The organism is Streptomyces sp. Ru71 (assembly GCF_002920535.1).
Lineage (GTDB): Bacteria > Actinomycetota > Actinomycetes > Streptomycetales > Streptomycetaceae > Streptomyces.
Map to the genome: position 1 here is coordinate 1 of NZ_PQSS01000129.1, position 11,100 is coordinate 11,100.

The window sequence follows — 11,100 nt, forward strand, 5'->3', positions numbered from 1 at the left end:
CCCTCGGCCGGCTCGCCCAGGGCGGCGGTCGACGGGCGGATGGTCAGCGTGGACGGGCCCTGTCCGGTGAGGGTGAGCGTCCCGCGGCGGGTGACGGCACGGCCGACCGCCGGTCCGGCCGGCGCCTCGGGGAGCCGGGCAAGCCCCAGGCCCGGCAGGCTCAGCCGGCCGTCGGTGAGCACCACTCTCAGGTCCGCCTCCGTCCCGGCCAGCAGGGAGGCGGAGACGGCCAGCGCGCACAGGTGGCCCGTCTCGGTCCACAGCGCCGGTCCCGACGCCGTGCCGTACAGCCGGCGCAGCACATGGGCCATCCAGCCGCCGGTGGCGGGGGCGAGCAGGAGACGGTCCACCGGACCGGGCGCCCGCCGGGACGCCTCCTTGACGACCCGCCAGGCGTCGGCGGCCGGGGTCAGCGGGGTGGGCAGCGCCTCGAAGCGGTCCAGCAGGGTGCGCAGGAGCAGCAGCCGGCGGGTCCGTTCGCTGCGTTCCAGGAAGGCCATCGCCTCGGCCGAGCCTCCGCCTGCGGCGAGCTCCGCGAAGAGGCCCGTGGGCATGCGGAGGTGGGGCTGGCACTGCTCGCTGGTCATCGGGACCTCCGGTCGCAGGGCGGACGTACGGGGGCCCGGCTCACGTCACGGACCTGACGGGACCTCGGCGCGGGGGCCGGGCTACTCGGCCCGCGCGCCGCCTCCCTCGCCCCCTCCGCGCATGCCGCCGCGTGCGCGCAGGACCTCCCGCAGCAGGCGGTGCGCGTCGGGGAGCGGGTCGAGACCGTCCACCTCGGTCAGGGGCAGCGCCGCGAGGTCGGCCAGGTCCGACTCCCAGCCGTCGGCGCCCCGGGCGCGGGCCGGTTCACGAACGGCTTCGGCTTCTCGCAGTGCGGACAGCTGGTCCAAGACGGTCCCCCTTCTCGCACGGTGGCACGCAATGCCCCGCATTCTTTTCCATCATGGCCATTCATGCCCACGTCGAAAACCGTACGATCACGCCACTCGATCATCTCTGATCGCGCGGGCGCCCCGCCCAGGACGCGAAGTCCCGCAGTGCCGCGTCGAGTTCTCGGCCCCGCCCGGGGTCGTCGTCGACGGACACCACCGCGTCGTAAAGCTCCCACAGCGCCTCGGGACGGTTGCGGGCGAGCCCGTTGAGGATGCCGGCGGCGTCCGTGCGTGCCCTGGGATGACGCGGCAGCGTCCCTGTGACGGCAGGGCCCAGCGTGGCGACCACGGTCTGCCGTTCGGTGGGGTCGCCCATCAGCGGATAGGCCATCAGGGCGTCCACCGCCCGCTGCAGCGGGGAGGGGGCTCGGGGGCCGGCGGGAGGCGGGGACGGGGTCAGGGTTTCGCCGCGCTCGGGGCTTTGCAGCCGGATCTCCGGATACTGCAGAGTTCGGCCCGCTTCCCTGAGAGCCGCGATGCGTGCCCGGACGGCCGGAAACAGTTCCTCCGGATCGGGCGGGGCGGGCAGCGCGCCCGCGCGTTCGGCCAGCAGGCCGAGCGTCACGTCGGAGAACAGACCGGTGCCGCGCACCGGGTCGTTGGCGGCGGCCCGGCCACGGCCGGCGGCCCGCAGCACGGTCTGCCGGTGCACCAGGGTGCGCCGGCCCATCGGCAGGGCGTCCGGGGGCAGTTGCTCGCGCAGCGCGAGATCCTCCTCGAAGGTCTCGCAGGCGTCCACGACCCACAGCTGCTCGGTGAGGCCGGGCACGGCGTCACTGCGGTAGCGCTCCAGCGCGGAGTCCAGGTCGATGCCGAGCTTGTCGGCGGTCGTGGCGTCCGCGCAGAACAGCCGCAGATGCCCGGACCGGTCCAGGGCGCCGTGGCCGCCCCACCACACCCACAGCACCTCGCCCTGCGCCCGGGGCAGTTCCTGCACGAGCACACGGCGCAGGGTGGCCTGGTCGGCGGGCTCGTGGGGGACTTCGGGGCGGTAGGGCGGCAACGGCGCCAGGTGCAGGCGGAGTTGCCCGGAGGGTACGCCCGCCGCGCGCAGCAGGGCGTGGAAGCGGACCGCGTCACGGGCCGGGCCGGGCAGGTCCCAGGCAGGCCCTGCGCCGTAGGACTCGACGCCGACGATCAGGGCGTGGACGCGGGCCGGGTCGACGGCGGCCGACGGGGAGGGGCCGGTCACGGCAGGCGGTCCACGATGTGCCGGTAGACCACGTGGTTGGTCCAGTAGGCACTGTGCGCTGCCGGGAACGGCTGGCGGCTGTCGACGGCGATGTCGGTGACCCGGCCCGGGAAGAGCGCGGCGCCGACATAGGACAGCAGGTCCCGGGGGTCGTACAGGTTCAGCCAGTCGGGGACGTGCGGCGGCAGCGGGGCGGGGGGCTCCAGGGAGGGCAGCGAGCCGGACTCGTACAGGAACGGCCCCTGCGAACCCGCCGTCACCAGCAGCGCGACCTGCGGCAGCGGGGCGGAGATCAGGGTGTCCAGGGCGATGATGCCGCCCAGACTGTGGCCCACCAGCACGACGGGCGGCTCCAGGCCCTCGATGAGGGAGCGCAGGTCGGCACGGACGGCGGCGCCCCGTGTGAGGTAGCGCAGGACGTCCCCGGCGGCGGGATGGGCCGCCTCGGTGAGGGCGCGTCGGCGGCGCACGACGGCACGTGAGGCGGCCGACCCGGCGGTCCGCAGCAGCAGGGAGCGCACACCGCGCTGCGTGCCCCGGGGCGGTGCACCCAGTGCCTCGGCGAGCCGCTCGGTGATGTCGTCCCGGGTCTCGCCGACGGGGATCAGCGGGGCGTCGGCGTAGAGCGCGTTGGCGATGACCCGGGCGGCCAGGCTGCGGGCGGCTACGGCGGGGAGGTCGTCCGGGTCCAGGGCCTCGGCGGCGGGCGCGAGCAGGGGGTGGGCGGCGAGGTCACCGGCGGCGCGGGCCAGGCCGGGGCCCAGCTCGGCGGCGGGCGCGTCGCCCTGGGCGGCCAGTGCGGCGAGCCGCGCCTGCAGGGTCTGCGCGGGCGGTACGGCACCCGGTGGCCGCTCGGTGGCGGGGGCGGCTCCCCCGGCGGCCACGGCGAGTTCGGCGTACGGGTCCGCGTACAGGGCGGCCCAGGCGGCCACGGTCTCGTCACCCGGTTCGGCGGCGGGTGCCTCGCCGAGACCCCGGGACGTGCCGGCGGCCGGGGGCAGGCTGGCTCCGCCGGCGGCGAGCGTGGCGCCGTGCGTGCCGCCCCAGTAGTAGGGCACGATGCGTAGTCCGTCGCGCAGCTCGGTCAGTCCGGCCGCCACGCGCCCCGCCGTCGCAGAGAAGCCCGGTTCCCGAACCCCTGTCCCATGGATGAAGACGACCGCCGTCATGTGCCCCCCGTGACACTGGTGCAGCGCCGTGTACGACTGCCGCTGGGACGTCAAGTTACCAGTATCATAAGGAAGTTGGGATCGAGCACGCGTGCGATCCCCGTCGGCGGCCCGGGGGACCGGACCGGCCCACCGGACCACAGGGGGACACCGTGAGCCCTGACGCGCTCGTCCTGCATGTCGTCGGCGCCTCGGCGCTGATCCTGGTGGCCGCGCATGCCGCAGGGTGGCTGGCACGGCGGCTCGGACAGCCGTACATCGTGGGCCAGTTGACGGCGGGCATCGCGCTCGGGCCGTCGCTGCTCGGCAGTGCGGCGCCCGGGGTGCACGAGACGCTGTTCCCGCAGGGGATCTCCCCGGCGCTGACCGGTTTCGCGCAGATCTCCCTCGTCGTCTTCCTCTTCTCGGTGGGCTACGAGCTGGATCTGCGCATCCTGGGCGACCGGGCGCGGTCGGCGGTGTCCGTGGCGGTGGCGGCGTTCGTGGTGCCGATGGCCGTGGGCGCGGGGTGCGCGCTGCTGTTCCGGGAGCGGTTGCGGGACCTCGGCATGCCCCGCGACCTCTCCCCCGCCGTGGTGGTGTTCGCCGGGATCGCCCTGTCGATAACGGCCGTTCCGGTGCTGACGGCCATAGTGCGGGAGAACGGCCTGGCCCGCACGGTGCCCGGGGTGGTGGCGGTGTCCGCGGCCGGCCTGCTCGACGTGCTCGGCTGGACCGTGCTGGCCGGGACGCTGCTGAACAGCGGTGGTGAGCAGTCGCTGGCCTGGCAGTGGCGGGCGCTGCTCGCGGTGGCCTTCATCGCGCTGATGCCGGTCGTGGCCCGGCCGCTGCTGCGCCGGCTGCTGTGGCGGACGGCCATGGAGCCGTCGCTGCGGCTGGCGCTGCTGCTCGGGTTCGCGCTGGGGTCGGCGTGGGTGACGCACTACCTGGGGCTGCACGTGATCTTCGGCGCGCTGCTGGCGGGTGCGGTGCTGCCGCGCGAGGAGGACGGCACGCTCGATCCGGACCTGGTCCGGCCGCTGCACGACGTCAGCTCGCTGCTGCTGCCGTTCTTCTTCGTCGTCTCCGGGCAGGCCGTGGCGCTGGGCAGCATGGACGCGACGGGCTGGGTGGCCCTGCTGGTGGTGACGGTGCTGGCGGTGGTGACGAAGGTCGGCCCCGGCACGGTGGCGGCGCGGCTGAGCGGGCTGAGCCGGGAGGACGCGCGCACCGTGGGCGTGCTGATGAGCACCCGGGGTCTGACGGAGCTGATCGCCCTCAACGCCGGCTACCAGGCGCACCTGCTGAGCGAACAGCTCTACACGGTCATGGTCTTCATGGCCCTGGCGACGACCCTGCTGACCCAGCCCCTCCTCCGTCTGACCCACGGCACCACGCTCAGGCGCTCGCGCACCCCCACCGACCACGCCGCAGACATGGCACCCCCCGACACGTCCCACCCGGACCCGACAGGCACGGGACTTCCGGGCCTGTAGGGGCCCGGGCGCACACCGGTGAGGGACTGAGACGACCGACCGGGGACGCCGGGGAGGGGCCGCCCGAGCCGTACGACTCGGGCGCCGCGGACGCGGCCGACCGCCGACGCGGTCCCCGCGCCGCCCGGCGGGCCGCGCCGGGCCGCGCGGTGGCGCGACCCGGCCCGGGAATCACTGCTCCCCTGCCGGCCCGCGCGACGCGGCCCGGCGCGGGCCGACGCAACGCCGCCCGGCGGTCACACGCTGCCGTGCTCGCAGGTGAGCGGCGACCAACAGCCGTCGCGGACTCGGCACAGGCACCCTTGGGTGTTCGCGGGGCTCCCCGCCAGGGAAACCGCTACAGCGGCATGGGGGCCATGTCGCATTCGATGCGGCGGCGTTGGCGGGCTGCCTGGAGCCAGGGGTGGTCGGGGCGGACCACGCCCCCGGCGAAGCCGTCGACCGCCTTGCGTTCCAGTTCGTCCGCCTCCGGGCCGCGGCCCAGGCCCCGCAGGTCCAGGGCCAGGTTGGCGGTGCAGGACAGGGTCAGCGGGTGCATGTCGCCGGCGGCCTCGGCGAGCCGCGGCAGGTTGGCCTCGTCGATGCCCCGGGCCCGCTCGAAGTCCAGCCGCGCGTACGCCGTGTTGGCCTGGCCGATGGCGACGGTGAGGGCCGTGACGTGGTGCGGCCCGACCGTGTCCGCCAGGCGCTGCGCCGCGTCGTCCTCCAGCTCCTGCGCCTCGTCCAGCGCGCCCAGTGCCCGCAGGGTGGCCGCCAGGTTGGCCTTGGTGAGCAGCGTGTAGGCGTGGTTCTTGCCCAGGCGCTGCTCGTAGCGCTGGACGGTCTCCTCGGCCAGCCGCCGGGAGGCCTCCAGGTCACCGGCCAGACGCAGGTCGACGGAGACGTTGGTCGCGGTCGTCAGGGAGTCGAAGTGGTCCTCCCCGTAGCGGTTGACGAACCGGCGCCGCGTCTCCCGGGCCAGCTCGGCGGCCTCGGCGATCGCCCCGTCGCGCCGGCGGCACACCGCGAGGTTGCGCGCGATGCGCAGCGTGAGGGGGTGCTCCTCGCCCATGGTGTCGCGCGCCCGCTGGTACACGTCCTCCTGGAACTCCCGGGCGCCGGGATAGTCGCCGTTCTCGCGCATGTCGATGGCGAGCGCGTTGAGGGTGTTGAGGGTGAAGAAGTTCGCCGGTCCGAGCAGCAGGTCGCGCTGGCGCGCGTTCTCCTGGTCCAGCGGCAGCGCCTCCGCGAACTGGCCGCACAGCCGCAGGTCGACACCGTAGGCGTGGGTGGCGCGCAGGGTGACGGGGTCGTCGGTGCCGAACTGCGACCGGGCCAGGTCCCGGGCCTCCTTCGCCACGTCCCGGGCCTCCTCGAAGAGGCCCTGGTAGCGGAACGCGTCGGCCATCTCGCACAGCGAGTCGATCAGCACCTCGGGCTCGGCGTCGATCCGCCGGGAGATCTCCAGCGCCCGCTCGGTGAGCGGGATGGACTCGCCGACCTCGCCGACCTGGCGCAGCAGGAACGCCAGGCACTTGGCCATGTTGATCAGCTGGATGTCCTCCTCGCTGGAGGTGGCGATCCAGGCGTTCCAGGTCTGCCGGGCCAGGCTCGCCGCGCCCTCGTGGTCGCCCCAGTAGTAGAGGAACCAGATCGTGTCGGCGACCAGTTCCCGCACGAAGTCGTCGGTGCTGGTGACCGCCTGCGAGGTGAGCACGTGCGGCAGCAGCGCCTGGTACGCGCGCCATTCGAGGGAGGACCCGGGCGCCCCGGGCTTGGCCGCGGAGAGCAGCTGGTGGGCCGCGTCCCGCATCCGCTCGCGCTCCTCGGACCCCAGCTTGGCCAGCAGCACGGTCTGCAGCAGCCGGTGCATCTGGAGGGTGTCGGACCGGACGTCCACCCTGATCAGCGAGAACTGGCTCAGGTCACGGATGGCCCGGCTCAGCTTGGTGGGCTCGCGCAGCAGCGGGTCGACCTCCGGGGTGATGCTCACCCCGCGGCTGCCGCGCAGCATCGACCGCGGGATGGGCTCGGGGGCCATGCTGGCGCAGATGTCGAGGAGCAGCCGGGCGCCGGGGTTCTTCTCCTTGATCCGGTCCAGCGAGATGTTCCAGGCGGCCGCGACGGACACCGGGTAGTCGGGCGACGGGTCGAGTTCGAGGATCTCGGGGCTGCGCTGGGCGAGGGCGTCGAGGTACTCGTCGACCTGCATGCCGGTCACCGCCCGCCAGGCACCCGCCTGTTCCACGGCCAGCGGCAGGTCGCCCAGAGCCTCGGCGAGGCGGTCGGCGTCCTCGGTGGTCAGGTCGGGCGAGCGCTTCTGCAGCAGTTCGATGGACTCCGCGCGCTCGAAGACGTTCACCGGCAGCGAGGTCGCCACCCGCTCCCATCCCCGGTTGCGGGAGGTGACGATGACCTTCCCCGGCCCGTTGGTGGGGAAGTAGTTGCGCACCTTGTCGATGTCCTCGGCGTTGTCGAAGACGAGCAGCCAGTTGTCGTACGGCTTGCCCGTGCGCAGCGCCTCCAGGACGGCCGGCACGGCGGTGTTCGCGGCGGGGGCGGCGGCGCTGTCCTGGCCGACGGGTGCGACGCCCAGCTTGCTCGCGAGGCCGGCCAGCGCGGCCAGGATGAGGCTTTCGCGCTCGGCGGGGATCCAGCAGATCACCTTGTAGTCGTGCTGGTGGGTGTAGATGTACTCAAGCGCCAGCTGGCTCTTGCCGACACCGCCCAGACCGTGCAGCGCGTTGGGCAGGACCGCCGTCGTGTCCTGGGCGCTGAGCTGCTCCTCCACGGCCCTGAGCAGCGCCTGGCGGCCGACGAACGAGGTGTTCCTGAGCGGCACGTTCACCATTTGGGCCGGCGTTGCGGTCGTGGTGCTCTGCATGAGCGGTTCAGCCTCCGGGGCTTGTGGTTGGGTAGCGTCGGTCACCAGGCTTGGCACGTGGTCTCCAGGAGTCTCGTCATCTCTCGACGCTGGATCACTGCCTTCTCCACCCGGGGGAGCGAGCACCGGGCCCGCCTGGTTCACCGCAGTGGGTGAAGCATTCGACAAACCGGTGTCCACCCGTTCAGCCGTACCGGCCTTCAGGGCGGTGGCGGCGCCGGTCCGGGTCAGGTGCGGCTCGATGCGCCGGGCCCGCTCGCCGTACGGCCCTGACAGCGCCCGCATCACGGCCAGTTCGCTGCGGGCCCAGCCACGCGCGGCCGGGTCGGGCAGCGTCGCGCCGCGGGGGTCGCGCAGGGCGGCGCGCAGTGCCACGCCCCGCTCGCCGGCGGCGGGCAGCTCGCCCACCACGCTGACGGTCCGGGCCAGTTGGGAGCGGGTGGTGGTGGCCAGCAGGGCCTCGCGCACGCCGTCGGCGAACTCGGGGTGGTCGTCGCCGCTGTCCCAGTCGATGAGCCCGCCCATGAGGATCTCGGCGAGGTGGTCGGGCCCGGTGTTCGGCATGGTGCGCCGGCGCAGCTGTTCCACCAGGTCGAAGTCGAAGGGGATGGCGGCGAGTTGGGTGGCCAGTGCGCGGGCGGCCGGGGTGGCGAGGGTGAAGAACCGGCGTACGGCGGCAGCGGCGGCGCGCGGGAAGCGCGGGGCGCGCAGTCCGGGGGCGGGTGCGCCCTTGGTGAGGGTGCCGGCCAGGACGACGGGCAGGGCGCGGCGCACTCCGCGTTCGCCGGTGACGAGGTCGGCCCAGGCGGCGATGGACCCGGGCCGCGGCGACAGCACGGGCACGGGGACGGCGCCGTCGCCGCCGGCGGGCAGCGGCCGCAGCGGGTCGGGGCCGCCCGGTGGCGCCCAGTGCCGCAGGGCGTCGTTGGGTGCGCCGAAGCCGCCGGCCTCCAGGCTGGCGTCGTAGGGGTTGAGGGAGGTGCGGCGGCGCAGATGCGGCGGCAGCAGGTGGACGACGGCGGTGGGGCCGGCGTGGGCGAGCCGGCCGAGCAGGGTGTCGGCGGCGGGCGCGGCCCAGCCGTGGGAGAGGCCGTCGGTGACGACGAGGAAGACGCGGCCGCCCCGCCCGTCGAGGAGTTCGGCCGGGTCGGCGGCCTGCCGTCCGGTGGGCCAGCGCAGGGTGGCGGTCCCGGTGCGCGGCACGGTGACCCGCAGGACGCGCACGCCGCGGAAGGCGCCGCTGTGTTCGGCGGCCTCGGTGAGGCGGGCGACGCTGTCCTCCCAGATCCGCATGGTGGGAGCGGCGTCCACGAGGAGTACCAGGTCGAAGACCGAGGTGCGGACGGGGCGCAGGAAGGGCAGCCACATGCCGTCCACGACTCCCTGTTCGGCGGTGGCCTCCTCGTCGAGTTCCAGGGTGTCGCGGGAGGGGATGCGGCGGGCGAGCCGGTGCAGGGCGCGGGCGAGCAGGGCGGTGGCCCGGCCGGGCCCGGGCTGCGCCGGCTCGTCGGCGGGCAGCAGGGGGCGGCCGATGTGCAGCGTGCGGGTGCCGGTGGGATCGGGTAACAGTGCGACCGTGGCGGCCACTTCGGCCGGCCTCGGCTCGGCGCCCTCGTCCGGGCGTGCGGGCGGGGGCGGGGGCGGTACGTCGGCGGCCGGGGCCTCGTCGGGCGGTGGTGCTGCGGGCGGCCGCTCGTCGGCGGGCCGGGCGGAGGCGGGTGGTGCGGTGGCCGGGCCCGGGCGCTCGTCGGTGCGTGCCTGCGGGCCGGGTGCCGGGTCCGGCTCGGTGTGCCGGGTCCAGTGCGCGGCGAGCCAGATCGCGTCGGCGATCTCCTGCCAGTGCGGAAGGGCCGGCTCTGCTTCGGGGTGCTCCGGCTCGGGGAACGCCGCCGGCACGGACGGCGCCGGCTCGACGAACGTCGACGACCGGGAGGGCTCGGACTCGGAGGGCGCCGTCGGCCGGGAGGGCTCGGACTCGGAGGACGCCGTCGGCCGCGACGGGTCGGCGGTACTCGACGGCGGCGACGGCTCGGCCTCGGAAGACATCGTCGGCGGGGACGGCTCCGGCTCGGGGACCCGCGGCCGCGGGGACGCTTCCGGCTCAGGGAACGCCGAAGGAGGCGACGACCCGGGGTCGGGTCCGCCGTCGCCCAGTCCGGATGCGCGCTCCCTACCGGTCAATTCAGCGGCCCTTCGCGAGGTCGCGGAGCAGCATTTCCACGAGCTTACGCCCGTCACCATCCGCCTGGAAACCACCCGCCGTAGTCATCTGGACAGCGTTCAGTAGCTGATCCAGGCTGTGGGTGCCGCCGGCCTGGACGCGCTGGACGAACTCCTCCACCAGCTCCTCGGCGCCCTCGGGCCGGGTCCCGAGGTGTCCCTCGATCATCGCCAGCAGCCGCTCGCGGCCGGGCGGACGCATCTCCAGGGGCAGGCACCGGCGCCGGAAAGCGGCCGGAAACTCGCGTTCCCCGTTGCTGGTGATCACCACCACCGGGAACTCCCGGCACTCCACGCGCCCGTGGCGCACCTCGGCGCGGCCGCCGGGGTCGCTGGTGTGGACGCGGGCCGTGTCGGCGGCGTCGCGCACCAGCTCCGGGACGTCATAGCTTCCGTTCTCCAGCACGTGCAACAGGTCGTTGGGCAGGTCGATGTCGCTCTTGTCGAGTTCGTCGACAAGGAGCACCCGGGGACGATCGTAGGGCAGCAGCGCGGTGCCCAGTGGCCCCAGCGTGATGAAGTCACCCAGTTGCGGCGGGAGTTGACCTTCTCTTGAGGATGGGTCGGCGTCCGCGAGGCCGGCCTGCCAGGCGGCGATGGCCTGGGCGCGGCCCATGGCGTCGTGCACGTACAGGCCGTCCCTGAGCGTGGTGCGGCTGACGATGTTCCACTCCAGCACCCGGCCCAGGCCCAGCTCACGGGCTATCAGATAGGCGAGGGTGGACTTGCCGACACCGGGCGGACCGGTGATCAGCAGCGGTCTGCGCAGCACCAGCGCGGCGTTGACGACGTCCGTCTCGCTCGCGTCGAGCTGCGGGGCCAGGTCGCCGGGGCCCAGACGGCGCTCGGCGGCCTCGGGGTCGTCGGGCGGCGGGGGCTGCGCCGGGCCGCCGCGGAACCGGCGCCAGGGCGGGGGTTCGGGCAACGGGGGCGGCGCGGCCGGCGGCCGGCCCGTGGCGTAGAAGACGCGCCAGCCGTCCGCGGCCGTGTGCTCCTGCGCGCTCATGCCGGTGCCTCCTCGCTGGCGAGATCGCCGGGATCGGGGATCTGAATGTCGACAAGCCGTGTGGGATCGTCCCAGAAAAAGCCGATATGTCTACCGAGAAAACGCCCTGGCCCCTGGGTGTGGCGGGCGGCGCTCAGCCGTAGCCGGTGGACCACGGCGGGGATCTGCGCGGGGGTGGGCACGGCGGCGAACACAGCGGTCATCACTTCCCGCCGTTCGTCGGGGAACACTCCCCTG

6 protein-coding genes and 2 pseudogenes are annotated in these 11,100 nt (G+C 74.5%); 1 reads left to right on the forward strand and 7 read right to left on the reverse strand.

Annotated elements, in window-relative coordinates; genetic code table 11:
• The 4 genes and pseudogenes from C3489_RS36900 to C3489_RS36915 all read right to left on the reverse strand — a co-directional run.
• Window positions 1–587: pseudogene (locus tag C3489_RS36900) on the reverse strand (radical SAM protein); the annotation flags it as partial.
• An 81-nt stretch (window positions 588–668) separates the two neighbouring features.
• Window positions 669–896 carry a hypothetical protein gene (locus C3489_RS36905; protein WP_103786512.1) on the reverse strand — a complete coding sequence of 76 codons (228 nt, stop codon included), beginning with the start codon at window positions 894–896 and terminating at the stop codon, window positions 669–671.
• 100 nt (window positions 897–996) lie between these two features.
• Window positions 997–2,130, reverse strand: a complete 1,134-nt coding sequence (locus tag C3489_RS36910) for a caspase family protein (protein ID WP_103786513.1) — start codon at window positions 2,128–2,130, stop codon at window positions 997–999.
• On the reverse strand, window positions 2,127–3,230 hold the full coding sequence (locus C3489_RS36915) for an alpha/beta fold hydrolase (protein WP_308460839.1): 1,104 nt from the start codon (window positions 3,228–3,230) through the stop codon (window positions 2,127–2,129). The genes C3489_RS36910 and C3489_RS36915 overlap by 4 nt, the downstream gene beginning before the upstream one ends.
• 221 nt (window positions 3,231–3,451) lie before the next feature.
• Here C3489_RS36915 and C3489_RS36920 point away from each other — a divergent pair, with 221 nt between their 5' ends.
• Window positions 3,452–4,774, forward strand: coding sequence for a cation:proton antiporter (locus tag C3489_RS36920; RefSeq protein WP_103786515.1), 1,323 nt, complete (start codon window positions 3,452–3,454; stop codon window positions 4,772–4,774).
• A 337-nt stretch (window positions 4,775–5,111) separates the two neighbouring features.
• Here C3489_RS36920 and fxsT read toward each other — a convergent pair whose 3' ends face one another.
• The 3 genes and pseudogenes from fxsT to C3489_RS36935 all read right to left on the reverse strand — a co-directional run.
• The gene (fxsT, locus tag C3489_RS36925) at window positions 5,112–9,683 is read right to left on the reverse strand and encodes an FxSxx-COOH system tetratricopeptide repeat protein (RefSeq protein ID WP_258055117.1); all 4,572 of its coding nucleotides are present in this window, start codon (window positions 9,681–9,683) and stop codon (window positions 5,112–5,114) included.
• A gap of 136 nt (window positions 9,684–9,819) precedes the next feature.
• Window positions 9,820–10,863 (reverse strand): MoxR family ATPase, encoded by a 1,044-nt coding sequence (locus C3489_RS36930; RefSeq protein ID WP_103786517.1) that lies wholly within the window; start codon window positions 10,861–10,863, stop codon window positions 9,820–9,822.
• A pseudogene (locus C3489_RS36935) lies at window positions 10,860–11,100 on the reverse strand (hypothetical protein); the annotation flags it as partial. The pseudogene C3489_RS36935 and the gene C3489_RS36930, both read right to left, overlap by 4 nt.